Genomic DNA, 25,687 nt, shown 5'->3' with positions numbered 1-25,687 from the left:
TAAAATCTGAACTCTTAAATCTAAAATAAAATGATAACCGTTTCAACAGATAAAACAAAACTCGACGTTCCGTTTATACAGAACTTTTTAAAAGACATTTATTGGGCGACGGGACGAACTATTGAAGAAGTGCAAATAACCATAGATGCTTCGGTTTGTTTTGGAATTTATTTGGATGACAAACAAATTGGCTTTGCCCGTGTGATTACCGATTATGTGGTTTTTGCTTATTTAATGGACGTTTTTATTACAGAAGAACATCGCGGAAAAGGATATTCGTCGATGTTAATAGACGCTATGATGAAGGAACCGCAATTAAAAGAAGTCAAAATTTGGCGATTGGCTACAAGCGACGCCCACTTTTTATATGAAAAATTCGGATTTACCAAACTGAATCATCCTGAAAAAATGATGGAAAAAATAGTCAAATGAAAACAGTCTTAAAACTCGAAGAAACGGCTTTATTTATTTTCGGCATCTTTTTATTCCATCAATTACATTATGAATGGTGGTGGTTTTTGGCTTTAATTTTAGCTCCAGATTTATCAATGATTGGTTATGCATTTGGAAACAAAGTTGGAGCTTTTCTTTACAACATCTTTCATCATAAAGGAATTGCAATTCTTTTTTATGTTTTAGGTTTTTATTTCAACAATGAGTTATTGCAATTAGCAGGAATTATTTTATTTTCACATTCGGCAATGGATCGTATTTTTGGTTATGGCCTTAAATACGAGAAAGGTTTTAAATACACACATTTAGGTGAAATTGGTAAATAAACAATCATGAATTTAGAAACGTATTACGAATATTGTCTTTCGAAAAAAGGCGTCAGCGAACATTTTCCTTTCGATGAAGATACGCTGGTTTTTAAAGTAGGCGGAAAAATGTTTGCTTTGTCTTCGCTTTCGCAATGGGAAAAAAATGAGCCATCTGTCAATTTAAAATGCGATCCAGACCGCGCTGAAGAACTCAGAGCCGAGCATGACGAAATAAAACCTGGATTTCATATGAGCAAAGTGCATTGGAATACTGTCGCTTTAAATGGAAACTTACCGGATAAATTTGTGAAAGAACTTATTGATCATTCGTATGAATTGGTTTTCAAAAGTTTGACAAAGAAAATTCAAAATGAAATAACTGAATTAGAAAATTAGGCATTACATTTGCAACGTTAGAAAAAATCTTAGCAACTTAGTTACTTTGTAACTTAGCAACTTATAACACCATGAAAGAACAATTTAAAAAATTTCTGAACGAAGAACAAGATCCAAAAGCGATTGAAAAAATCACTTCGAAACTCAACGATTTATTGATGAAAGGCGAAGAAGTTGGATACATCGCAGTACAAAAAAACCTGCTATTACTGTTTTTCCTGACAGTATTGTATTAACAAATAAACGTATTATTATCTGCAAGCCTAAAAATTTAGGTCTTTCTATGGACTTCACAGATTATACTTGGGATGATATTGCAAGTACGTTTGTAAAAGAAAATATTTTAGGTTCTGAATTTTCATTTGGCACAAAAACAGATTTAGCTATTTCTATCGATTATATTCCGAAAATCCAAGCCAGAAAAATTTATACTTACGCTAAAGAACAATTGGATTTATTGAAAAATCCTGTTCAAACTGCAACTCCAGTTCAAGAAACAGTACAAGTTGAAGAACCTGTTTTTGAAGACGAAGATGAAGTTGAAGAAGTTGAAACAGAAGAAGTAACAAGTTTTGCAGAAATTTTACCTGTCGCGCCTGTTGTTACAGAAACTTACGAACCGCTTCCAACACAACCTTCACAATCAACCGGAGAGCGCAAATTAAGTGATTTGTCTAAAGAAGAGCTTTTCGACAAATTACAGAATTACAAAAAACTTCTTGATAATGGTTTGATCATGCAAGGAGAATATGATGCTTATAAAAAAGAGATTTTAAGTTATATGTAATTTAAAAGTACAAAGTTCTGAGTACAAAGTACAAAGATTATTGACTTTGTCTAAAATAACAAAAGCCCGAAATAGAGATTCTATTTCGGGCTTTATATTTAAACTTTGTACTTAGAAACTTTGCACTTTGTACTTATAAAGTCGCCTTCTGCTTTTCTACAAATTTATGTGACTGTAACTCCAGTAACTCTTTAGCATTCTTTCGCTGTAAATCAAATAAGCCTTTGTCTTCTGCAATGTCAGCATAAACTCTATCGTGCATTTCGGCGCTGGTTTTCACTAATAAATCGCGCTGGTATTTGTTTTGTGCCAAAGTTGCTTTCATTGCAGTTTCAGCTTCTTCTTGTTTGAAATCGAATTCGCCTTTTGGTGCTAATAATTTGGCAATAATTGGAGAAGTTTCGATTGCCAGAAACAATAGCATAATGAAAAATGACGGCAACCACGGCAATTTATTCAAAGCATTGATACGCGCCATTAATCCGTCGAAACCTTCAATAATTGGTTGTGTTTGCGAAACTTTTTTATCTAAATCGGCTTGCAATTGTTTTCCGATTTTTTCTTTTTCTGCAATTTTAGCTCCGTTTGTCGCTTTTAAAGTTTCGTATTCTTTCAGAGAGGCATCGTGTTTTTCACGTTTTTCTTTATAAACCGGTCCTTTTCCTAATTTCTTAGTTCCTGCAGTTCCTTCAGCTTCTGTAATATAAGTAGAATATAACGCGTTTACTTCTTTTTCTTTCTTTACAATATCAGCTTTTAAAGCGACGATTTCAGCTTTATTTTTATCTAAATCCGTTTTGAAATAGGTTCCAATTTGCTTTTTATTGGCCAATTCCATTTCGTTTTTCTCTTTCAATAAAACGGTATTGATTTCTTTTTCGAAGATTTTGATTTCCAAAGGCTTTGAAATTACAATAGCAATAATAATGGCCAAAGCAATACGCGGAGTCGCCTGCAGGAATTCATCCATAAAACGATCTCTTTTCTTAATAGTAGAAACGATAAAACGGTCTAAATTAAAAATCAGCAAACTCCAAACAAAACCAAAAATTAAAGCAGGATAAATAGAATCGAAAACGGTAAAAAGCGCATAAGCACTGGCCAAAAAAGCCATAACTGCTGTAAAGAATACAGTGGCGCCAATTCCGACATATTTGGTTTGTTCGCCCTCTGAGCAATCTTTCAAGAGATCTCGGTCGGCTCCTGAACATAGGATAAAAAATTGTTTTAACATGATTGATGATTTTTGATTGTGATTGATGAAACAAATTTAGCGCCAAATTTTTAATTATGAGATAAATAGTTGATTTGTTTTCATTTGCGCTTTAAATTATTTCAAACAAACAAGTGTTACTTTAACATTAATAAGTTCGTTTTTTATTGAGGCAATCATAACACTATGTTAATTTTTTTCAACTTCTTTAATAACATTAAGGTTCTAGTTTCGCAGGAAATCAAACTAAAACACAATGAGAAAAATTTATTTATTAGTAACATTTATGCTATTGGCCTTTTCTGGTTATGCCCAAAAAGCAATAATTTCCGGAAAAGTATTAGATATTGACGACAAACTTCCTTTGCCTGGAGCGATGATTCAAATCGTAGGCGAAAACAAATACACGGTTTCTGACTACAACGGCCGTTTTGAATTATTAAACATAAATGCTGGAACATATAAACTTGAAGTAAAATATATTGGATACACTTCGATAACAAAAGAAATTACAGTTGAACAAGGAAAAAACAACGTAATCGACTTTGCACTCAAAACTTCAGGAACTGAATTGAACGAAGTTGTAGTTGGAGACATTTTAAAAGGTCAAGCCAAAGCGCTGAATCAGCAAAAAAACAATAAAAACATTGGAAACGTAATCTCTTCAGATCAAATGGGCCGTTTTCCTGATGCCAATGTTGGAGATGCTTTAAAACGTGTTCCGGGTATCACCATGCAAAATGATCAGGGTGAAGCGCGTAACATTATTATTAGAGGTTTAGCTCCATCTTTAAACTCGGTTACTTTAAATGGCGACCGAATTCCATCGGCTGAGGGAGACAACAGAAACGTACAAATGGACTTGATTCCGTCTGATATGATTTTGACTATTGAAGTAAACAAAACTTTGACTTCTGATATGGATGCCGATGCAATTGGAGGTTCTGTGAACTTGATTACAAGAGCAACTCCAAACGGCGAAAGAATTTCTGCAACGCTTGCTGGAGGATATTTGCCAATTCGTGAGCATGCTTCTTACACTGCAGGTTTAGTTTACGGAAATCGTTTTTTCGACAACAAACTTGGAGCAGTTTTCAGCGGTTCTTATAATAATGTAGATTACGGATCTGATAACATCGAAAACGAATGGGTAAAAGATGATTTCGGAAATGAATATCTACAAGCTTCAGAAATCAGAAAATACGATGTTCAGCGTATTCGCCGAAGCGGTTCTGTTGCTTTAGATTATAAATTTGATGAAAACAATACCATTTTTGCCAACGCAATCTATAACTGGAGAGATGATAGAGAAAACCGTTTCAGAACTACTTATGATGATATTGAGCCAATTTACAACGGCGAAGAAATCACTGGTTTTGAAGGCCGTGTAAAACGCCAAACAAAAGGTGGAGTTGACAACAGCAGAAACAAAAACAGAAGACTAGAAGATCAAAGAGTTCAAAATTATTCGCTTCGCGGAGAACACTTAATAAATTCAACCTTAGATTTGGATTGGTCTGCTAATTATGCAAAAGCAAGAGAATATCGTCCGCAAGAACGTTATATCGAATATCGTCAAAAAGGTTTGGAAATGATGGAAGATTTATCTGACCCAAGATTTCCTTTAATGACAACTGTTGGTGAATCTGTAGATGAATTCAAATTTGATTCGGTTACTGAAAATACAGATGAAACTAGTGAGAGCGAATTTGGAGCAAAAGTAAATATTCGTTTTCCTTTCTCTGTAATTGCAGAAGAAAAAGGAAGATTGAGAACAGGTCTTAGACTTCGTTTGAAAGAAAAAGAAAGAAACAATTCGTTCTATTCTTACGAACCAATCAACGATGGAATGGAATTATTATCTGAAGTTCCAACAAGTTATTACGACGGAAAAAACTTCAATCCAGGAAGCAAATACGTACCGGGAACTTTTGCTTCAGCAAGCATTTTTAGGAGGTTTAGATTTAAACAATCCTACTTTATTTGACAAGGAGGCTGATCCAGCAGAATATTTAGCTGTAAACTACAATGCGAAAGAAAGCATCTACGCGACTTATGTAAGATGGGATCAGGATTTTAATGATAAACTTTCTATGGTTTTAGGTTTCCGTGTTGAGAATACGCACATTGATTATACAGGGAATAGAGTTTTAGATGAGGAAGAATTAGAAAGCCAAATCAATACAAAAAACACTTATACTAATTTATTGCCAAGTATTTCATTTCAATACAACGCTACTAAAGATTTAGTTTTAAGAGTCGCTGCTACAACTGCCTTGGCGCGTCCTAATTATTACGCATTAGCACCATACGTAAACAATATTGCCGCTGACAAGGAAATCACAGCTGGAAATCCAGATCTTGACGCAACATATGCATACAATTATGATTTCATGGCCGAGAATTATTTCAAATCTGTTGGTTTGATTTCTGGAGGTGTTTTCTACAAAAAATTACATGATTTCATTTACAACTACAGCGATAATCAATATACAACTGAAAAATTTGTCGCTGATTTCCCAAACCAGACAAATCCAATTCCAACAGGAGAAAACTGGTCATTCTTACAATCAAGAAATGGAGATACAGTTGATGTTTACGGATTTGAAGTGGCGTTTCAGCGTAAGTTGGATTTCTTGCCAGGTGCTTTCTTAAAAGGTTTCGGTATTTATTTGAACTATACTTATACAAAATCTAAAGCAAAAGGAATTTCTGATGAAGATGGTAATGAAAGAAACGATATCAGTCTTCCAGGTACAGCGCCACACATGTTCAACGGATCTTTGTCTTGGGAAAACAAACGTTTTTCTGCGAGGGTTTCAACCAACTTCACATCTGATTATTTAGATGAATTAGGATCAGAATCTTATAAAGACAGTTTTTATGACAAGCAATTTTTCTTAGATGCAAATGCTTCTTATAAAATCACGCCAAAACTTCGTGTTTTTGCAGAAGCCAATAACTTGACCAACCAGCCATTACGTTACTATCAAGGTGTTGAAGCACACACAAAACAAGCTGAATATTACCAGGCACGTTACAATTTCGGATTGAAACTAGACTTGTAAAATCTGTTTTTTAAAATTCTTAAATTAGACAGAGTTTAACGCTCTGTCTAATTGCATTAAAATATCATATCAATGAAAAATAAATTTTTAGTTGCTCTTTTGCTTTTAGCGGTTTCGTTTACAGCTTGTAAAGACGACAAATTAGCGCCAATTCAGCCAAATGCAGTTAAACCAACAACTGTTACGCAAGCTTTGCCTCACGATACAGATGATCCATCAATATGGATTCACCCAACAGATCCTTCAAAAAGCATTATTGTTGGAACTGATAAAGACTCAGATGGTGGTTTATATGCTTTTGATTTGAATGGAAAAATTCTTAAAAAATCAATTCCGTTAAAACGTCCAAACAATGTTGATATCGCTTACGGATTATTAATTGACGGAAAAAAGTGGACGTTGCCGTTACCACAGAACGTGAAAGCAACAAAATCAGAATTTTCAGTTTGCCGGATTTAGAACCAATTGACAACGGAGGAATTCCTGTTTTTGAAGGAGAAACAGAACGTGATCCGATGGGGATTGCACTTTATACGCGTCCAAGCGATGGAAAGATTTTGCTGTTGTTGGAAGAAAAACTGGGCCTTCAGGAAGTTATTTATGGCAATATGAACTTTCTGCTTCAGGGAAAAATGCTGTAGCAAAAGTGGTTCGTAAATTCGGAGCTTACAGCGGCAAAAAAGAAATCGAGGCAATTGCTGTAGACAACGAACTAGGTGCTGTTTATTATTGTGATGAGCAATTCGGAATCAGAAAATACAAAGCAGATCCAGCTTTAAACGACAATAAAGAATTGACTCTTTTTGGTCAAAAAGATTTCAAAGCAGATCATGAAGGAATTGCAATCTACAAGAAAACAGATTCGACCGGATATATTTTAGTTTCAAATCAGCAAGCAAATTCTTTTATGGTTTATCCGAGAGAAGGCTCAAAAGGAGATCCAAATAGCTATTCTTTATTAGCAGAAGTTCCAACTTCAACAATTGAATGTGATGGTGCCGATGTTACAAATGTAAATTTAGGCGGAAAATATAAAAACGGACTTTTCGTAGCAATGAGCAACGGGATGACTTTTCATTACTACGCTTGGGATTTAATCCAGAAACGTATTGATGAAGCTAAAAAATAATTTATTTTTTTGAGGTTTTTCAGTCGCAGTTTTCAGTGTTTATTTATTTTTTTCTGCGGCTGAGAGCCAATAAAAAAAGCTGTTCGTAATGAACAGCTTTTTTAATTTTGAATTAGTAATTGCCCCTTTATTCTGTAATCGGTGCTCCTGCTAAAATTTCAGCATTCGCAAATTCTTCAAATTTGGCAAAATTAGCTTTGAATTTCTGAGCTAATTCTAACGCTTTTTTATCGTATAAATCTTTATCCGCCCAAGTATTTCTTGGATTTAAAATTTCCTCAGGAACGTTTGGACAAGATTGTGGTTTTGCAATTCCAAATACTGCGTGGTCTTTGTACTCTGCATTATCCAATTCTCCGTTTAATGCGGCGGTAATCATAGCACGAGTATATTTTAGTTTCATACGGCTTCCAGTTCCGTAAGGACCTCCAGTCCAACCTGTATTGATCAACCAAACTTTTACTCCTGCATCTTTCATTTTTTTGCTTAACATTTCAGCATATTTTGTTGGATGCAAAGGCATAAATGGCGCTCCAAAACAAGCAGAGAAATTTGGCTGTGGTTCAGTTACTCCAGCTTCTGTTCCAGCAACTTTTGCAGTATATCCAGAAATAAAGTGATACGCCGCTTGACCTGGAGTCAATCTTGAGATTGGAGGCAAAATTCCAAAAGAATCTGCCGTCAAGAAAAAGATATTTTTAGGATTGTGGCCAATTGAACCTGGCTGAATATTGTCAATATGTGTTATTGGGTAACTAACACGCGTATTTTGAGTGATTGAAACATCATCATAATCAACTTCATTTGTTCCTGTTTTGAAAACCACATTTTCTAAAAGCGCACCTTTTTTGATTGCTCTGTAAATGTCTGGTTCATTCTCTTCAGATAAGTTGATTACTTTCGCATAGCAACCACCTTCAAAGTTGAAAACTGAATTCTCGCTTGTCCATCCGTGCTCGTCATCACCAATTAATTTACGTTCTGGATCTGCAGATAAAGTAGTTTTTCCTGTTCCAGATAATCCGAAGAAAATTGCAGTATCTCCGTTTTTACCAACGTTTGCACTACAGTGCATTGGAAGTGTATTTTTGAAAACTGGCAAAATGAAGTTTAAAGCAGAGAAAATTCCCTTTTTCATTTCTCCTGTATAACCAGTTCCACCAATTAATGCGATTTTTTTAGTAAAATCCAAAATTGCGAAGTTAGACTGACGCGTTCCGTCAACAGCAGGATCTGCCATGAAACTTGGAGCGCAAACTACTGTCCATTCTGGAGTAAAATTTGCTAATTCTGAATCTTCAGGACGAAGAAACATATTGTAGCAAAATAAATTTGACCAAGCCGTCTCGGTTACAACACGAACATTTAGTCTATAATTGTTATCAGAACAAACATAAGAATCGCGAACGAAAACTTCTTTATCTGATAAAAACTTTGTTACCTTATTATATAGTTTTTCAAAAGCTTCTGGTGCAAAAGGAATATTTACATTTCCCCACCATACTTTATCTTCTGTAATCGCATCTTTTACAATAAAACGATCTTGTGGAGAACGTCCTGTAAATTCACCTGTATTAATAGCCAATGCTCCTGTTGAGCTTTCGACACCCTGGCCTGATTGTAAAGTAATGGCATGCAATTCATCTGGGGATAATTGATAGCGAACTTTAGCATTTTCAATTCCTAATTCTTTTAACGAAATCGATTGCGAGAAAAGTGTGTTAGTGTCCATAAATTTTAAGTTGTGTGTGATGTTTGATAGAATGCAAAATTACAGATTTATTGTAAATCCTTTAAAAATATTTCAATTTCACTTTAATTTATATCAAAAAAGCAAAATTTGAACTTTAAATTCAATAAAATAAAAAAATAAGAGCTTCTAATTTGTTATCTTATAACCTTTTACGTCAATTTGTTATATTTTTCTCTTTTTAAAGTGAAAAACAAAATAAATTCACACAAATACGATTATATGTTATTTATGAGACAAAATTAAATATTAATTTTTAGATAGAATTTTTTATTCGGGATTTTATGATTTTTGCCTCAAAATAGTAACAAATAATGTCAACCAAGCAATAATTAATAGCATTCCGCCTAAAGGTGTTGCGAATCCTATAAATTTAAAATCGAATAAAGTGAAGTTTTTTGTAGCCAATAAATAAATCGAACCGCTAAAAAGAACTACGCCTGCCACAACCAAATTATAAATGGTTTTTAAGGTTTTTTCGGAAATGTCTTTTCGAGTCGAAATGAAAAACAAAAAGAAAGCATGATACATTTGATAACGAACTCCAACTTCAAAAGTATTTAGTTCATCTACAGATAAATATTTTTTTAGCAAATGAGCTCCAAAAGCGCCTAAAACAATAGCTAACATTCCGATAAAAGCTCCCGTCAAAACTATTCTTCTTTTCATGTTTCTGTTTTTCTAATTACCCCACAAAAATACTCAATACAATTAGAAAAAAGTGTTTGCTTTTTGCCAAAAAACAGCACGGAAACTGAAAAAAATGGATTTTAACTTATTTCAAAAATAAATTGCATTTTTTCTTATTTCATATTGTTATAATTATAACATTTTAATATATTTGTGTTATAAATATAAAATATGAGAAGCATATTAATTTTCGGAGCGGGCCGCTCAGCGTCGTCATTGATTCGTTATTTACTTTCAAAATCTGACAGCGAGAACCTTCATTTGGTTGTTGCAGATCTCTCTTTGGCTTTGGCCGAAAAAAGACACAAAAGCACCCAAATGCAACTCCAATTGCTTTAGATATTTTTAACGCTGAAGAACGAAAATCGGCAATTGAAAAAGCTTCAATCGTAATTTCGATGCTTCCAGCACATTTGCATATCGAAATCGCCAAAGACTGTCTTCATTTCAAAAAACATCTTGTCACAGCATCCTATATAAGTGATGCTATGCAAGCGCTTGACAATGAAGCGAAAGAAAACAATTTGATTTTCATGAATGAAATTGGTCTTGATCCTGGAATTGATCACATGAGCGCCATGAAAGTGATTGATGAAATTAGATCAAAAGGCGGTAAAATGCTTTTGTTTGAATCTTTCTGCGGCGGACTTGTAGCGCCTGAATCTGACAATAATTTATGGAATTACAAATTTACTTGGGCGCCAAGAAATGTGGTTTTAGCCGGGCAAGGCGGTGCGGCGAAATTTATTCAAGAAGGAACTTATAAATACATTCCGTATAGCGCTTTGTTTCGCAGAACCGAATTCCTAGAAGTGGAAGGTTACGGAAAATTTGAAGCCTATTCGAACCGAGATTCACTAAAATACAGATCAGTTTACGGACTTGATGATATTTTAACTTTATACCGAGGAACTATACGCAGAGTTGGTTTTTCGAAAGCATGGAATATGTTTGTGCAACTCGGAATGACGGATGACAGTTATATTATTGAAGATTCTGAAAACATGAGTTATCGTCAGTTTATGAATTCGTTTTTGCCTTATCATCCAACGGATTCTGTTGAAATCAAAACGAGATTCATCTTAAAAATTGATCAAGACGATATTATGTGGGACAAACTTTTGGAACTGGATTTATTTAACCCAAACAAAAAAGTAAATCTGCCAAATGCAACTCCAGCTCAAATTTTAGAAAAAATATTGACCGATAGTTGGGCTTTGGAACCAGATGATAAAGACATGATTGTCATGTATCATAAATTTGGCTTCGAATGCAACGGAGAAAAAAACAAATTGATTCAAAAATGGTTTGCATTGGCGATGACCAAACTTACACCGCGATGGCAAAAACCGTTGGTCTGCCGGTAGCGATGGCAACATTGTTGATTTTGAACGGAAAAATTACAACTCCAGGCGTTCAGCTTCCGATCAAAAAAGAAGTTTATGAACCCATTTTAAAAGAACTAGAAGAATATGGCGTCATTTTCAATGAACAAATCGTGCCCTATTTTGGATATAATCCGGACTTGTTTTAGTCCATTTTTTTTTAATTTTTATTTTTTAGAATTTTTTTAGTTTATTTTATCCGCTTCTCTGATGCAAAGAAGCGGATTTTTTTTGAAGGGACAAAGATACAAAGAAACAAAGTGACAAAGGTTTTCTTTCTTTTATACCTGATCTTAAAATTTGGCTAAAGCCAATGCCAAATACAAAAAAACTCCAGCTAAAGCTGGAGCCTATTCAAAACCTTTGTCACTTTGTATCTTTGTATCTTTGTAACTTTGAACCTAAAAATTTATTTTGCCGATTGAATAGTTATCGGTAACGTGTACAACACACGAACTGGCTGTCCTTTTTGAATTCCTGGATTCCATTTTGGAGAAAGTTTTAACACACGAATTGCCTCATCGCCTACTCCAAAACCTAAATCTTTTATTACTTGAAATTCTGAAAGCGAACCATCTGTTTCAATCATAAATTCTACTATAATTTTTCCTTCTATTTTATCTGCTGGTGTTTTAAAATTTTTGCCTACAAATTTGTAGAACTCCAATATACCACCTGGAAATTCCGGTTGTCTTTCGACATCGTTAATCGCCGCTGTAATTTCTTTTTCCTGCTCTTTTTGAATTTTATTTTTATGCGTGTCTTCATTAGCCATAATTGTTATGGTTCCAGCATCTCGCACTTGATTTTGACCGTACGCTTTATCATAACCTTCGGCAGTAAACAATGTCACTTGATATCTTTGCGGAAACTTCTTGCTTCTGGCGTTTTTATAAACAAAACTATTAAAGTAAGAAACAAAATGGCCTGCTTGATATTCATTCAATTTTGAATTAGGAACGTGTTTTCCATCAATCCAAACAGCATAATTTTCGCTGTTTTTGAAACCTTCATATTCCTTTAAATCAGGAGTTTTCTTTGCAAGTGATGGCGAAGGCGGAATAAGCTTTTTCTCCTGTTCTGTCAATTCAGAATACTTCTTTTCAACAAAAATACTATTGTTTTTATTTTTGAAAACAAAAGAAGTATTTGCATAATATTTGTCTGAAGACGAAACATTTTGTGCTTTTTTGTTTCCTGCATCCGCTTTAACTTCTTGAGCAATAGTTTCTACACATAAGAGAATCATTAAACCAATGATAACGGGCAAGGCGACAATCTTTTTTAGAAACGCTGTATTTTTTGATGTTCTTTTTTCATCATAATTAATCGTTTTTTTGTTACTAAATAATTCAAATTACTGGCCAAGTAAATCGTTTGACTTCCACTTGCTTTATTTAAAAGCAGATTTTGATAAAATGGAACATCATTATAAGTTTTCACAATTTCTTGATCGGCAAGAAATTCGTGATTAAGTTGTATTGCTTTTTTATAAAATAAAAAGATCGGATTAAACCAAAAAGCGATTTTTAAAAACTCCACAAACAAAATATCCAATGTGTGTTTTTGCGTTACATGCACTAACTCGTGCGCGTATAATTCGGCTTCAATATTTTGGCTTTTATAGTCATCCGCATTAATAAAAATATAATTCAAGAAAGTATACGGCAGTACTTTTTCTTCTACCAAAACCAATTTTGAATTTTTAAAATCAAACGAAGAATTCCTGTTTATTTTAGATCTGAAATCTTTGATGTTTTTTCCGAATCGAATTGTCAATATCAAAGTCACAATTGCATATAAACTCCACAAAAAAATCAATTTATAATTGGTTTCTTCGACAACATTTTGCATCTGAATTAGTGGCTGATTAACAACAATCTGACTTGCAGAATTTACTGGAATTTCTTTGATAATTTCGAATGAAACAAAAGGAACAATCAACGAAAACACAATCGCAAAAAGCAAAAAGAATCGATTAAACTGGTGCATTTTTTCGCGCTCCAATACAAAATGGTAAAAGGCAAGAAAAGCGCCTAAAGCAATAGCTGATTTTACAAGAAAGCTTATCATTTTTTCTTCTTTTGAATTTCCGAGTCGATTATTTTCTTAAGATCTTCCAATTCTGAAGCAGATAAATTCGTTTCAGTTGTAAAGAAAGAAGCAAATTGTGATGCCGAATTGTTGAAGAAATTGCTGATCAATCCTTTTACGTGTTTCGAAAAATAATCGGTTTTCTTTACCAAAGGATAATATTCTCTTGAATTTCCAAATTCGTTATAAGCAACAAATTTCTTATCAATCATTCGTTTCAATAAAGTCGCAACGGTTGTGGTCGCCGGCTTTGGCTCTGGATAAGCTTCAAGCAAATCTTTCATGAAAGCTTTTTCGAGCTTCCATAAATGCTCCATTAATTGTTCTTCTGCGTTTGATAATTGTGTCATTTTGTAATATTTTCAAGTTTTTCCAATTCAGGCAATTCTTTTTTGTACTCTTCTAAATTCCATTCAATATTCATTTTTGCGACATAATCTGCTATAGGTCCAAGTCCAACTTCTGCGCGCCTTTTATCTACATTATCTGGATCAATCAGAGGCGATATGTACCATTTGTTTGTCTTTTTATTTTTTGCGCTTTGGCTTCCATAAATTTGATGCCTTCCTTCTCTTAAAGCTATTCTATCTTCCAAATACGCCAGATTTATTGGACTTGCATTACCGTTTTTAACCGCCTCTCTCAACATTGGCAAATACTTTTGCTGATATTTTAAAGGAGAATGCTGAATGACCAAAAACAAAGTCTTGTTTCCTTGAACACCTACAACATTTTTTCCTAACCATCCCCTTTCGTCCAATATTTTCATGACCTTGATAAGATTAATACTGTCCTTTCTAAGCATAATTTGACCAATACTGTCAATTTTCTTCTTCTCGGGTTTTGGGGATTTATAAACATTCATAAATTCTCCGCGAATTTCCTGATCTTCAATATAAATTTCCGAAAGTTCTTTTTCCAGCACCTTATCGTAATTTACTCCGATGATCTCTAATTTCTTTCGTAGTTTATCAATTATTTTTCCCCATTCTTTTTCGGAATGCAACGATTTTAAATCCCGATCAACTTGAAGTTCATCCATGTTTTGATATCCATTGTCAATGGCTAGATTCAACCATTTAAATGCCTTTTTATTTTCTTTTGCCAAAGACGCAGAACAGCCTGCACTGTAAAAATTTCTTGCAGATTTTTGTTCCATTTTAAATGCTTTTTCATAATAAGCAACAGACATTTTATAGTTTTCCTTCCCGTAGCAAGAATCTGCTTTGCGAATCCATTCTTTGTATGTTTGCGCTTGCGCGGAAATACAAATCATGACAATAAAACTAAAAGCAATTATTTTTTTCATAGATGAATAGGTGCACTTTATTTGATATTTTGTTCCGAGATTAATTCGCCTTTATTGTAATTTTTGATGCTTTTCAATTTTCCATTATCCGAATAGAATCTCCATTCTCCAAAATAAAACCAATGTGTTTCAACCGAATTGGCTTCTAATTTTGTTTTTCCTTTTGATTCTAATTTTCCATTTTCATAATAACTTTTTACGATGCAAATCCCGTTTTTATACTTTTCGGTTTTATAAAGCTTTCCGTTGATAAACGATTTCCATTTTTTCACCGGAACATCATGTTCATAATATTCATACGATTTGTAAACTGTGCCGTCTTGTGTATAATTATCAATCCAAACACCTTCTTTCTTATGATCAATTTTCTGATTGACTGGTTTGCTTTTGCAACTCAAAAGCAATAATCCGAATAACAATAATAAAAAATGATTTTTCATAAAAACGATTAATTTCTACATTTATAGATATTGCTCTACAAATGTAGAAATAAAAATCAAACGTGCAACTTTTATGACTCATTTTTTTACACTGTTAAAAATGTTTAAGTTACAAAACCTGATTTTTTGTTAATACACAGATGCGTTAGGGACAACCTTAGGGAATGCCCAAACAATGATAAAGTGTGAAGTGAAAAGCAAAAAAATTGACTTGCTTATTGTATTGTTAGTGGTAAACTATATGCCGTACGAACCATCGCGCCGTCCTTTAATTTACCAGGGTTCCATTTTTTTACCAATTTAATAGTCCTTAATGCCTCTTCACCGGTGCCATATCCAAGATCTTTTAAAATCGCGGCTTCAATAATAGATCCATCTTTTTCTATTACAAAACCAATAACAATTTTTCCTTTTAAACCTACTTTCTCTGGAGATTTAAAATGCTTTGAAATATCAATGTAAAAGTTTTGCAAGCCTCCTGGATAAGTGGGTTTTTCAAAAACTTCTGCGATAGAATATACCTTTCCTAGTAACTTTTCAGAAGCCGTAATAGTAATCGGCAATGCATATAAAACCCGAACATTTTCTCCTTTTAATTTTCCGGGAATCCATTTAGGAGAATTTTGCGAGCACACGCACTGCTTCATCTCCAGTGCCATAACCAATGTCTCTTAACGTTTTTACACCTGTAACCGATCCGTCTTTTTCAATTACAAATGTCATATACAATTTACCTTCTAATCCTTGAACTTTTGGTGTTTGATAATTCGCTTGAATAAATTTATAAAACTCATTAATACCACCAGGAAAAGTTGGTTTTTCATCTACTTCAGACATTGGGAGATAGTCTTTAGCTTCAGTTGGAGTTTGTATCTGCGCTTTGCTTTCTGCAGAAACCAAAATAATAATAAAAAAAGAGCTGAAAAAAATTTACTTTGTAATGCCACGGCAGGTTTAATTAAAATGTATAATTCTTTACAATTTTAACAAATAAAATAAAACAAATAATTTTTATTTTCATTACAGGATTTATTTTCTTCATTTTTCTTCTCTATAAAGTACAAAAAAATTAACCGCAAAGAGCGCAAAGTTATTTTAAGATTACGACTATAAACGCAAAGTTCGCAAAGCTATACTTGGAAAGCTTTGCGAACTTTTATAAATCTTATTTAAAGAATCTTAGCGTACTTTGCGTAAATCTTTGCGTCTTTGCGGTTAAACCTTACTTAGAAAGCTCTACAAAATACTTGTAAAACAACGGAATAGTTTCAATCCCTTTCAAATAATTGAAGATTCCGAAATGCTCGTTTGGCGAGTGAATTGCATCGCTGTCTAAACCAAATCCCATAAGGATTGTTTTGCTTTTTAATTCTTTTTCGAACAAAGCCACAATTGGAATACTTCCTCCTGAGCGAACTGGAATTGCAGGAACTCCAAATGTTTCTGTATAGGCCTTATTCGCCGCTTGATAACCAATGCTGTCAATTGGCGTTACATAACCTTGTCCACCGTGATGCGGATTCACTTTTACGGTAACTCCAGCCGGAGCAATGCTTGTGAAATGTTTTGTGAAAAGCTCTGTAATCTCTTCCCAATCCTGATTTGGAACCAAACGCATTGAGATTTTAGCGAAAGCTTTGCTCGCGATAACTGTTTTTGCTCCTTCGCCTGTATAACCGCCCCAAATTCCGTTTACATCTAAAGTTGGACGGATGGAGTTGCGTTCGTTTGTTACATAACCTTTTTCGCCGTAAACATCAGCAATGTCTAAAGCGTTTTTATATTTTTCTAAGCTGAAAGGCGCTTTTGCCATTTCCGCTCTTTCTTCTGCTGATAATTCTTCTACTTTATCGTAGAAACCTGGAATCGTAATATGATTGTCTTCGTCGTGAAGCGAAGCAATCATTTTTGCCAAAATATTAATTGGGTTCGCCACTGCTCCACCATATAAACCTGAATGCAAATCGCGGTTTGGACCTGTAACTTCAACCTCAACATAACTCAAACCTCTTAAGCCTGTTGTGATTGACGGTTGTTGGTTTGAAATCATTCCGGTATCCGAAATCAAGATTACGTCGTTTTTCAGTTTTTCCTGATTGCGTTCTACGAACCAAGCCAAACTTGCCGAACCAACTTCTTCCTCGCCTTCGATCATGAATTTTACGTTACATGGCAACGTATTGCTTTGCACCATTAATTCTAGTGCTTTTACGTGCATGTACATCTGACCTTTGTCGTCACATGCTCCACGCGCGAAGATGGCACCGTCAGGGTGAATATCTGTCGTTTTGATAACCGGTTCAAATGGTGGCGAAGTCCATAATTCTAATGGATCTGGCGGTTGAACATCATAGTGTCCGTAAACTAAAACCGTTGGAAGATTTGGGTCGATTATTTTCTCTCCGTAGATAATTGGGTAACCTGGAGTGTCGCAAGTTTCGACATAATCGCATCCTGCTTTTGATAAACTTTCTTTTACAGCCTCTGCTGTGTCAATAACATCTTGAGAATATGCAGTGTCAGCACTTACCGACGGAATCTTTAATAATTCGATCAATTCATTGATAAACCGATCTTTATGTTGTTGAACGTAGGACTTAATATTTTCCATTTAAATTATTTTTATAGAAACCCAAAAGTACAAAAAAGAGAATTAATAATTTTTTTGAAATTTTTCTTTGAATATTCGAAAGTATGCTTATCTTTGCACCCACAATTACCGCGGATATGGCGAAATTGGTAGACGTGCCAGACTTAGGATCTGGTGCCGCAAGGCGTGTAGGTTCGAGTCCTATTATCCGCACTTAAACAAAGCTTCTGAAGATTTTTTCAGGAGCTTTTTTGTTTTTGAGGCTTTTGTCTAAATAAAAATTATCCTCAATCTTGTCATTTCGACGTAAGGAGAAATCTTCACAAGTTGCTCTACAAAGATTGTCGATTTAGATTGTCGAGCTACTTGCGAAGATTTCTCCTTACGTCGAAATTGTAAAAGTCACTTATTTCGGTAACGGATTTATCATTTCAATTGGCTTTTTTCCATCGATTCCCTGATGTGGTCTTTCGTGATTATAATAATATAAATATTGTAATAATTCTTCTTTTAGCTCTTCTTGAGAATCAAAATCCGTGTCTCTTAATAAATCGTCTTCCAGAGTTCTCCAAAACCGCTCTACTTTACCATTTGTCTGTGGACGGTAAGGTTTTGTATATCGGTGCACGATTCCTAATTCCATCAGCATTCTTTCAAATGGATGGTTATTTTTGACTTTGCTTGTTTTAGGTCCAAATTCAGCTCCATTATCAGATAATATCTCTTCAAATTTTATTTCATAATGACTGCTTAGGATGTTTAAGCATTTTAATGACGCAAACATCACTGTTAAACTGGTAATGTCTGGAACTAATTCTGCCCAGGCAATCCGGCTGTAATCATCAATTACACAGACTAAATAGAGTTTTTTATTTTCTCCACGAATTATGCTTTTACTTAAATAATGACAATCAATATGACCCAGCTGTCCCATTCTTTCCTTGATTATTTTCTGATGATTCTTTTTAATCTTCGGAGTTAATCTATTTATTTTATGCCTTTTTAAAATATTATAAACTCCAGAATATGATGGTGCATGTTTTCCTAATTTGGGATTTAAGATACTAACAATTTCATATTTGTTGTTTCCTTTTTCTCTTAATTCGATTACTTTTTGTTCTATAAAAGGCAAAGGACGTCGGGTTTTATATTTTGGACCTCGCTTTTGAGGCAATAGATCCTGAGATTTCCCACTCTGTTTATAGCGATTATAATACTTTAAGAAACTTTTTCTGCACGTGTCATTTGCTGTGTAAAAATCCATCGCCTTTTTATAAAGTGGATGAGTTTTGTTTTTCACCTGCTCATATTCTTTTATCAAGAAACGATATTTCTCTAAATAGTTCCTCTCTAATGTACAATCTTGACTATTATTTCTCATCGTAACAAAATTTATTAAATTTAAATTTTGTTACCGAAATATCTAACCTTTACAGAAATGACAAACAATAACGATTCTGATTGCGAAGATGGATTGTGAAACCCATCCCTATAATATAATTTGTTCCTGCGGAACGCTGTATAAAATTCTGAAGGAATGATGTATTTTGTAGCAACGGATTTCAATCCGTTGAAGACAAAGTAACCACAAAGGTTGAGAAAAAACCTCCAGCTAAAGCAGAAGACAATTCATTTATTCCTAGATTTGTTTATCAACTAAATCATTCGAGCAAGACTATGGCAATACCGAAACAAAAGAAAACTACATTTTTTATTATTACGTTATTAAGTATAATTGTATTGTGTAGTTTTATTAACTTCAGAAGTATTCATATAAAATTTCACAATAAAACAGGAGAAGATATTGATTCATTAGTAATTGCAGGAACTTTAATTGGCAACGTAAAGAATGGTAGTTCAACAGAATACATTAGCTTCAAACAATTTAAATTTGATGGCAGTATTCCATACGAACAAATTAGTGGAATTATAAGTAACAAAAAAGTTAATCAACTTAATTGGAGCTGGTGTGGCACAGAAAGAAATACACAATCTAAAGGATCTTATATTTTTGATTTGAAAAAAGACACTCGGATTAAAGACACATCTTATCTATATCTTGTAGCTCATAATCAAAAAATCTTCTGGGAAGAAAAATAAATCAACTTCATTTCAAACTTACAATCATGTTCAAAAAATCAATTTTCGCTATCGCTCTACTTTTTATTCTAAATTCATGTCTTGTGCGACGAAAAAGTTTAGAAATAAACGATTGGTATGCTTTTACAAAATCTAATACGGCACAGCAAGAACCATCAAAAGTTTACGAGTTCACAGACGGAATGATTCGCATGCACGGTGAAGATCCAAGCTGTTTGATGACCAAAAAAAGCTATAAAAACTTTGAGCTTGCCCTTGAATACAGATGGAATCTCGACGAGAAATACAAAATGAAAGGCACAAAAAACAGCGGTGTGATGTATAATATTCCGCTAGATGCTTCTGATAAAATCTGGCCAAAAGGAATTCAGTTTCAAATTAAAGAAAACGTTACTGGCGACTTTATATTTTTGGATAACGTAACAGCAAAAGTGAACGGAAAATTGATTGAAGCTGGCGCGAGTGTAGTTTCGCCTAAATTTTTAGAAAATGAAAAACCTTATGGTGAATGGAATTTGGTTGTCATTAAATCTTTAAACGGAAAAATCAAGCAATATTTAAACGGAAAATTAGTAAATGAATGCACCGAAGCTTCTGCTACAGAAGGCAAAATCTCTCTAAATTATGAGCGTTCACCAATTGATTTTAGAAATATTCAGATAAAAAATATTTCAAAAGAGTAAAGGTTATCCGTCCAGTTTGTCATTTCGATTACTATTAGCAAAAAACCTTTGTCAAAGTTTAAAACTTTGACAAAGGTCTCTCGTATAATCTTTTTGGAATTTTAAGAATTGGAATTTAAGATCTCAATTATCTTATCCACATTAATTTCACTATAATCATTGATATAAAAATCACACACAGGAAGCTCTTCTTTTGTATGCGTACTCAAAACACCAACGACTTTCATTCCGGCATTTAATCCCGCTGTGATGCCCGAAAATGAATCTTCGAAAACCACACAATCCGACGGAGAAACACCAACTCTTTCTGCTGATTTCAGATATACTTCTGGATTTGGCTTATGAAATTTCACATCTTCGCTAGACATCATCGAATCCATTTTTTCACCGAGTTTCAAGGCATTTGCAATCAAATCAAGATTCGCTCTTGGCGCCGATGTTGCAACAGCCGTTTTAAATCCGCGTGATTTTAATTCGCTTAAAAAATCCAAATAAAACGGAATTGTATCGACTTTGTCTTTGTAAATTTCACGGAACATTCCTTCTTTTTCGTCTTCGAGTTTTAAAAGTTCTTCTCCCGCAATTGGGCGCTTGAAGAAATGCGACATGATATAACTATTGTGTTTTCCGTACATATGTTCTTCAAATTCTTCGTTGGTATAAGGAACATTGTATTTATCGAAAAACGCCTCAAAAGCTTTCACATGATGCGGATTGGTATGCGAAATCACGCCATCCATATCAAAAATTACACATTGCTGGCTCATATTATTTATTTGTTGTTTTAACGGTTGCAAGATACTCAATTGCGCAGTCCCGATAGCTATCGGGATCGCTAAGATTTTTTTATCTCACAAAGTAGTGGAGTCGCAAAGTTTATTTCACGCAGATTTAAAAAGATTTAAGCAGATAAGCGCAAATTACTTATTTCTAAAATCTTAAAAATTAAATCTGCTAAAATCTGCCGAATCTGCGTGAAACAAAATCCTTTTAATCTTATTAATCTGTGGCTTAAAAAATTAAAATCTTTGCGCCTCTGCGACTTTGCAAGATTAATTCTCTAGCCAATCCAAATTTTACTTTTAACCAAAGTCATAGTTTGTCTCAAATGCTGATTGCACGCAATCAGAACAATCAAAACCAATAACCCATAACCTACAATCGTATAAATTTCCATATCGGCCAATAACGTGGATTGTTTCGCAACCGTTCCGAAAAGCTTTTTCAAAGCCAAAGCATTCGCGTTATCTGCCGAATATCCTTTTGCCATAAAACTTTGTGCTGTATTGGCAATAGTTTGCTGGGCTTCTGAATTTTCTCCTGTTACGAATTGGCTTAATTTCAGGAAGTGTTTTTTGTTTAGAAAAACCACAGCATTCTGCATAACACAGAAACCAATTGTACTTCCCCAAAAACGGCCCGAAACACCGACAATTCCGGAAGAAACCGCCATATTTGCTGGAACCGATGATGTGGTAAATAAGATGAGCGGAACAAATAAAAACCCAACACCGATTCCTTGCAAAATATAGGGAATGATAATATCACTCAGCGCAACATCTGGCACAAAAAGAAACGTAAACCAGAAGTGGAAAATAGCAATGAGCGTAAAACCAATCATGAAAATTATTTTAGTCGACACGGATTTCATCAGGAAAAAAGCGACCAAAACAAGTCCGATTGCATTTCCTAATCCGTTTATGTATTGTACGCCCGCCACGCGCGATGGATCCCAATTCCAAATGGAAAACATCGCCGAATGACAAAGACTCAACGTCGCTCTGCTGATATAGAAAAGGAAAAACAATAAAAATCCTATTCGCAGATTAGCGTATTTTATGACTTCAAAATCGAAACTTGGTCTTTTTACCAAACGTTCTTTAAAAATGAATAATCCGCCTGTAATAAGCGAAATCATCAATATTAAAACCATTTCAGAAGATTGCAACCAATATTTTTTCTCAGCATATACAAAAAAGTAGGCACCGCAAAGAATAGAAATTAAAACCAAAAAATAACTCATCCAATCAATTTGATATAACGGGATTTTCTTTGTGATTCGGTGCCCCCTGAAAGTAATTAAGATTAAAAAGACGTTTAAAACCTGAAGTCCGCCCGAAACATACAACATATATTTCCAGTCGTAATGATCGAGAAACCACACGGCAATATTCATAATAAAAGGCGTAGACAACAACAGCGCGCCATAGTAAAATGAAAACCCAATAATAATGGCATTTTTAGTATTGAACTGCTCGATAAGCAATTGTCTGATTGTGATTACCGGAAGCGCCATCAAGATTCCTTCGGCCACTCTCATCAATAAAAAAACCGGAAAATTGGTAATATAGGCCGATGAAACAATCGTAATTCCGATTAAGGAATAAACCGCCATCAGGTAATTTTTTGCAGGAAAAAAACTCGAAAATCGGCCTTCTATCAAAATGGTTGCCAGCGGCGTTCCGTACGTAACGCACATTGCGAACTGCAAATCTTCAGGCTCAATATCCAGAAAACTCGCCGCATATGTTACATTTGACGTGTAAACTCCCAATAAAATCATGGAATGCGACAAACAAACGAACAAAATAACAATGATCGCCCATTTTGGAACCCATGATTTAAATATACTTTTATCTTCCATTTTATTTGTGCGCGGCAACAACCGTAATGTTCATTCCTGCTCTTAAAAAATCGGTTTGTTTGTCTTGTTCTTTTAACTGAATTCTAACCGGAATTCTCTGTTCGATTTTTACGAAGTTTCCAGTCGCATTATCTGGAGGAAGCAAAGAAAATCTCGCACCACTCGCAGGCGATAACGACGCAATTGTTCCCACAAAAACTTTGTCGTTTAAGGCATCCGCTTTAATTTCAACTTCTTGTCCAACCGTTAAATATTGCAATTGCGTTTCTTTAAAATTGGCTGTAATCCATTTTTCCTTACTCACTATAGAAAGCAGAGACTGCCCTTCTTTTACCATTTGTCCTGGCTGTAAAGTTCGTTTTCCAACCCAACCGTCATAAGGCGCTGTGATTACGGTATATGAAAGGAACAATGCCGCATTATCTGCAACAGCTTGTTTCGAAGCAATATTGGTTTGCGTCGTCGGAACATTCGCTTCAGCAACAGAAGCGCTCAAAGAAGCCGAATGAATTCTATTTTTCATTTCCGAAAAATGCGCCTGAGCCGATTCGTAATCTGCTTTTACTTTTTCCAATTGTCGCGAAGTTGCCGCTTCTTCACTTACTAAAGCTTTATATCTTTCGTATTCTAATTTTGTTTTCCAAAGATTTGCCTTTGCGCCTTCTAATTGCGATTCGTTAATTGCTGTTGCACTTGCCGTATTAATGGCATTTTTCTGAGCCACAACGTTATTTTGTTCTGCGTTTTGAACATCTGCAAGAGCCACATTCAATTTCGATTTATATTCTCTATTATCGATTACCACCAAAGTATCTCCTTTATGTACAAATTGATTTTCATCAAAACGAACTTCCTGCACATAACCTGTAATTCTCGACATAATTGGCGTAACATATTGTTCCACCTGCGCATCATTAGTTTCTTCATGATTTCGGTTAAACACATAAAACCAAATTCCCAAAATAACCCCACTTATTACCAGTGCACACGCAATAATTGTTATTAGTATATGAAACGTTTTATTTCTTTTAGTTTCATTTTTTATCTTAACCATCTTTTTTATCTCTTTATCTTAGTTCTTTCTTTAAAATCTTTCTTCTACTTTTTCAGTTTAACTTCCAGCATTAGGCATAATTCCTGCCGTGTGCATCATTTGGTAATGTTTCAAAACAGCATCCAATCGGGTAGAGATTTTGTTGTATTTTGCCTGAAGCAAAGCATTATCAGCATCCACCATTTCGGTAATTAAAACCAATTGGTTTAAATATTTCAGTTTTACGATTCGGTAATTTTCTTCGGCTAAATCCAAAGCTTTATCAACGACTACAAACTTTTCAAGGATTTCCTGATATTGTGTATGCTCTTTATAAAGCTTGTCCTGAATTTCATCTTTTATGATTTCAGACTGCATTTCTTGCCATTTGATTTTGGTATTGACCTGATCTGTTTTCGTTTTGTTTTTATATAAAGAAGAAAGATCGAACGAAGCTTCAATTCCAATTTGACCTAAAGTATACAAATACGGGTTTGGCGGAAAGAATTTATAGTTTGGATAATAAAAACCATAATTTCCGAAGAAGTGAACGCTTGGCAAATAATTTGCTTTTGCCAATTTCAGTTCCGTTTTGCTGATGTTCAATTCCTGACTTGCAATTCGCATTTCTTCGTTTTGAAAAGCTTTATTCAAATAAAAATTATACGGATCCAAGCTTTCCGTTTCGTCCAAGTTCGAGGTTGTATCAATCGCGATTTCTTCGTTTTCTGGAATCTGAATCAAAGTTTTCAAATCGTGAAGCGCAATTTTTATGTTTTTGGAATTTGTAAGCGCATTTAGCTCACGATCCGAAAGCTGTAATTCGGCACGGATTACTTCATTTTTAGTTACTGTTCCGTGTTTTTGGAGTGATTGCACTTCTTTCAATCGGCTTTTTCTTCTTTGATGTTTTCTTCAAATATTTTTTGAAGTTCCATCATTTTATAAATCGCCAGATAGTTTGCGACAACTTCCAGTTCAATATCATTTTCTGTTTTTTCCGATTTTATTTTGGCAATTTCGTTTTCCTGATTCGCAATTTTAATCGCGTTGTTGATCTTGTTTCCAACGTAAATCGGCATTTTAAAAGTCGAATTGACTTCGTAGATTTCAGGAATTGCTTTCGTAACTTCTTTTCCGTTCAAGAAACCATTTCCTTTAAATTCTGTAATGTTGGTAATTCTCGAATACATGCCGTTTAATTCTACATCCGGCAATCTAAGTTCTTTTCTTTCTTTGATGTTTTGCTCAGCGAGCGTAATCTCCAGTTGAGATTTAAGTACTTTTTTGTTATTTTCCTTCGCCAGTTTCATCGCTTCTTGTAAAGAAACTTTATGAATCTCTTGTGCTTGTAAACTACTGAATGTCAAAACAATTATCAACAACCACAAGCTTCTGGGAAACAATCTTCTTTTAAATTTGTAAGGAACATGAATACATAAATATTTTATGGTGCAAAGTTCCTTCATTTTTTCCTTGGCGGATGATTCTAAAAAGTCAATAACGTATTCATTTCGGACAAATGTTAAAATTATATTTTCCGAAAACGTTATATTAAAACACTGAAAAACAATTTATTATAAAATAGATTTGGATTGTGATATTTCACGCAGAT

Annotated in this window: 22 protein-coding genes, 1 tRNA gene and 4 pseudogenes; 10 read left to right on the top strand and 17 right to left on the bottom strand. The window is 34.3% G+C overall.

Annotation, left to right across the window (positions count from 1 at the left end; genetic code table 11):
- The first annotated feature begins 30 nt into the window (after window positions 1-30).
- The 4 genes and pseudogenes from ACQ9BO_RS04595 (at window position 31) to ACQ9BO_RS04580 (ending at window position 1,944) form a co-directional block, all read left to right on the top strand.
- Window positions 31-432: a GNAT family N-acetyltransferase gene (locus tag ACQ9BO_RS04595; RefSeq protein WP_431243811.1), complete on the top strand. Its 402-nt coding sequence runs from the start codon at window positions 31-33 to the stop codon at window positions 430-432.
- Window positions 429-779 carry a DUF4260 domain-containing protein gene (locus ACQ9BO_RS04590; RefSeq protein WP_431243810.1) on the top strand — a complete coding sequence of 117 codons (351 nt, stop codon included), beginning with the start codon at window positions 429-431 and terminating at the stop codon, window positions 777-779. The genes ACQ9BO_RS04595 and ACQ9BO_RS04590 overlap by 4 nt, the downstream gene beginning before the upstream one ends.
- A gap of 6 nt (window positions 780-785) precedes the next feature.
- The gene (locus tag ACQ9BO_RS04585; protein ID WP_431243809.1) at window positions 786-1,157 is read left to right on the top strand and encodes an MmcQ/YjbR family DNA-binding protein; all 372 of its coding nucleotides are present in this window, start codon (window positions 786-788) and stop codon (window positions 1,155-1,157) included.
- Between the two features lie 71 nt (window positions 1,158-1,228).
- Window positions 1,229-1,944: pseudogene (locus ACQ9BO_RS04580) on the top strand (PH domain-containing protein).
- Between the two features lie 133 nt (window positions 1,945-2,077).
- Here the strand turns inward: ACQ9BO_RS04580 and ACQ9BO_RS04575 are convergent.
- The gene (locus tag ACQ9BO_RS04575; RefSeq protein WP_431243808.1) at window positions 2,078-3,178 is read right to left on the bottom strand and encodes a DUF4407 domain-containing protein; all 1,101 of its coding nucleotides are present in this window, start codon (window positions 3,176-3,178) and stop codon (window positions 2,078-2,080) included.
- 235 nt (window positions 3,179-3,413) lie between these two features.
- Between ACQ9BO_RS04575 and ACQ9BO_RS04570 the strand changes: the two are divergent.
- Both ACQ9BO_RS04570 and ACQ9BO_RS04565 read left to right on the top strand, forming a co-directional pair.
- Window positions 3,414-6,225: pseudogene (locus ACQ9BO_RS04570) on the top strand (TonB-dependent receptor).
- Between the two features lie 72 nt (window positions 6,226-6,297).
- A pseudogene (locus ACQ9BO_RS04565) lies at window positions 6,298-7,354 on the top strand (phytase).
- Between the two features lie 127 nt (window positions 7,355-7,481).
- Here ACQ9BO_RS04565 and pckA read toward each other — a convergent pair.
- Together pckA and ACQ9BO_RS04555 are read right to left on the bottom strand one after the other, a co-directional pair.
- Window positions 7,482-9,086, bottom strand: a complete 1,605-nt coding sequence (pckA, locus tag ACQ9BO_RS04560; protein ID WP_431243807.1) for a phosphoenolpyruvate carboxykinase (ATP) — start codon at window positions 9,084-9,086, stop codon at window positions 7,482-7,484.
- Window positions 9,087-9,386: 300 nt separating this feature from the next.
- Window positions 9,387-9,773, bottom strand: a complete 387-nt coding sequence (locus ACQ9BO_RS04555) for a DUF423 domain-containing protein (protein WP_431243806.1) — start codon at window positions 9,771-9,773, stop codon at window positions 9,387-9,389.
- A gap of 192 nt (window positions 9,774-9,965) precedes the next feature.
- Here ACQ9BO_RS04555 and ACQ9BO_RS04550 point away from each other — a divergent pair.
- Window positions 9,966-11,328, top strand: a pseudogene (locus ACQ9BO_RS04550) (saccharopine dehydrogenase family protein).
- Between the two features lie 260 nt (window positions 11,329-11,588).
- On the opposite strand, the gene ACQ9BO_RS04545 reads toward ACQ9BO_RS04550, so the two are convergent.
- From ACQ9BO_RS04545 to ACQ9BO_RS04510, 8 genes are all read right to left on the bottom strand, one after another.
- Entirely contained in the window at window positions 11,589-12,449 is an 861-nt protein-coding gene (locus ACQ9BO_RS04545; protein ID WP_431243805.1) for an energy transducer TonB, read from the bottom strand.
- Window positions 12,450-12,463: 14 nt separating this feature from the next.
- The gene (locus ACQ9BO_RS04540) at window positions 12,464-13,252 is read right to left on the bottom strand and encodes a M56 family metallopeptidase (RefSeq protein WP_431243804.1); all 789 of its coding nucleotides are present in this window, start codon (window positions 13,250-13,252) and stop codon (window positions 12,464-12,466) included.
- Window positions 13,249-13,623 (bottom strand): BlaI/MecI/CopY family transcriptional regulator, encoded by a 375-nt coding sequence (locus tag ACQ9BO_RS04535; RefSeq protein ID WP_115888061.1) that lies wholly within the window; start codon window positions 13,621-13,623, stop codon window positions 13,249-13,251. The genes ACQ9BO_RS04540 and ACQ9BO_RS04535 overlap by 4 nt, the downstream gene beginning before the upstream one ends.
- On the bottom strand, window positions 13,620-14,582 hold the full coding sequence (locus ACQ9BO_RS04530) for a DUF6624 domain-containing protein (protein ID WP_431243803.1): 963 nt from the start codon (window positions 14,580-14,582) through the stop codon (window positions 13,620-13,622). Before ACQ9BO_RS04530 ends, ACQ9BO_RS04535 begins: the two co-directional genes overlap by 4 nt.
- 17 nt (window positions 14,583-14,599) lie before the next feature.
- Window positions 14,600-15,022 (bottom strand): hypothetical protein, encoded by a 423-nt coding sequence (locus tag ACQ9BO_RS04525; RefSeq protein WP_431243802.1) that lies wholly within the window; start codon window positions 15,020-15,022, stop codon window positions 14,600-14,602.
- Window positions 15,023-15,237: 215 nt separating this feature from the next.
- Window positions 15,238-15,681, bottom strand: a complete 444-nt coding sequence (locus ACQ9BO_RS04520) for an energy transducer TonB (RefSeq protein ID WP_431245068.1) — start codon at window positions 15,679-15,681, stop codon at window positions 15,238-15,240.
- Window positions 15,635-15,922 (bottom strand): energy transducer TonB, encoded by a 288-nt coding sequence (locus tag ACQ9BO_RS04515; RefSeq protein WP_431243801.1) that lies wholly within the window; start codon window positions 15,920-15,922, stop codon window positions 15,635-15,637. Before ACQ9BO_RS04515 ends, ACQ9BO_RS04520 begins: the two co-directional genes overlap by 47 nt.
- A gap of 322 nt (window positions 15,923-16,244) precedes the next feature.
- Window positions 16,245-17,633 (bottom strand): dipeptidase, encoded by a 1,389-nt coding sequence (locus tag ACQ9BO_RS04510; RefSeq protein WP_431243800.1) that lies wholly within the window; start codon window positions 17,631-17,633, stop codon window positions 16,245-16,247.
- Between the two features lie 110 nt (window positions 17,634-17,743).
- Between ACQ9BO_RS04510 and ACQ9BO_RS04505 the strand changes: the two genes are divergently transcribed.
- Window positions 17,744-17,825 (top strand) — tRNA-Leu (locus ACQ9BO_RS04505).
- A 193-nt stretch (window positions 17,826-18,018) separates the two neighbouring features.
- On the opposite strand, the gene ACQ9BO_RS04500 is transcribed toward ACQ9BO_RS04505, so the two are convergent.
- Window positions 18,019-18,993 (bottom strand): integrase core domain-containing protein, encoded by a 975-nt coding sequence (locus tag ACQ9BO_RS04500; protein ID WP_431241922.1) that lies wholly within the window; start codon window positions 18,991-18,993, stop codon window positions 18,019-18,021.
- 296 nt (window positions 18,994-19,289) lie between these two features.
- Between ACQ9BO_RS04500 and ACQ9BO_RS04495 the strand changes: the two genes are divergently transcribed.
- Together ACQ9BO_RS04495 and ACQ9BO_RS04490 are read left to right on the top strand one after the other, a co-directional pair.
- A complete protein-coding gene (locus ACQ9BO_RS04495) occupies window positions 19,290-19,712 on the top strand; it encodes a hypothetical protein (protein ID WP_431243799.1) in 423 nt (140 codons plus the stop codon).
- Between the two features lie 83 nt (window positions 19,713-19,795).
- Entirely contained in the window at window positions 19,796-20,395 is a 600-nt protein-coding gene (locus ACQ9BO_RS04490; RefSeq protein ID WP_431243798.1) for a 3-keto-disaccharide hydrolase, read from the top strand.
- A gap of 101 nt (window positions 20,396-20,496) precedes the next feature.
- Here the strand turns inward: ACQ9BO_RS04490 and ACQ9BO_RS04485 are convergent, their stop codons facing one another.
- The 5 genes from ACQ9BO_RS04485 to ACQ9BO_RS04465 form a co-directional block, all read right to left on the bottom strand.
- On the bottom strand, window positions 20,497-21,162 hold the full coding sequence (locus tag ACQ9BO_RS04485) for an HAD family hydrolase (protein ID WP_431243797.1): 666 nt from the start codon (window positions 21,160-21,162) through the stop codon (window positions 20,497-20,499).
- Between the two features lie 293 nt (window positions 21,163-21,455).
- Window positions 21,456-23,039 carry an MFS transporter gene (locus tag ACQ9BO_RS04480; RefSeq protein ID WP_431243796.1) on the bottom strand — a complete coding sequence of 528 codons (1,584 nt, stop codon included), beginning with the start codon at window positions 23,037-23,039 and terminating at the stop codon, window positions 21,456-21,458.
- Between the two features lies 1 nt (window position 23,040).
- Complete coding sequence (locus ACQ9BO_RS04475; protein WP_431243795.1) at window positions 23,041-24,093, bottom strand: HlyD family secretion protein; 1,053 nt, start codon at window positions 24,091-24,093, stop codon at window positions 23,041-23,043.
- Between the two features lie 57 nt (window positions 24,094-24,150).
- On the bottom strand, window positions 24,151-24,951 hold the full coding sequence (locus ACQ9BO_RS04470) for a TolC family protein (protein ID WP_431245067.1): 801 nt from the start codon (window positions 24,949-24,951) through the stop codon (window positions 24,151-24,153).
- A 5-nt stretch (window positions 24,952-24,956) separates the two neighbouring features.
- On the bottom strand, window positions 24,957-25,541 hold the full coding sequence (locus ACQ9BO_RS04465; RefSeq protein WP_431243794.1) for a TolC family protein: 585 nt from the start codon (window positions 25,539-25,541) through the stop codon (window positions 24,957-24,959).
- Window positions 25,542-25,687 lie beyond the last annotated feature (146 nt).

The sequence above is a fragment of the Flavobacterium sp. P21 genome (genome assembly GCF_050632225.1).
GTDB lineage: Bacteria > Bacteroidota > Bacteroidia > Flavobacteriales > Flavobacteriaceae > Flavobacterium.
Note: the sequence above shows the minus strand (reverse complement) of the source record. Positions and strands in the feature narration are given on the sequence as shown.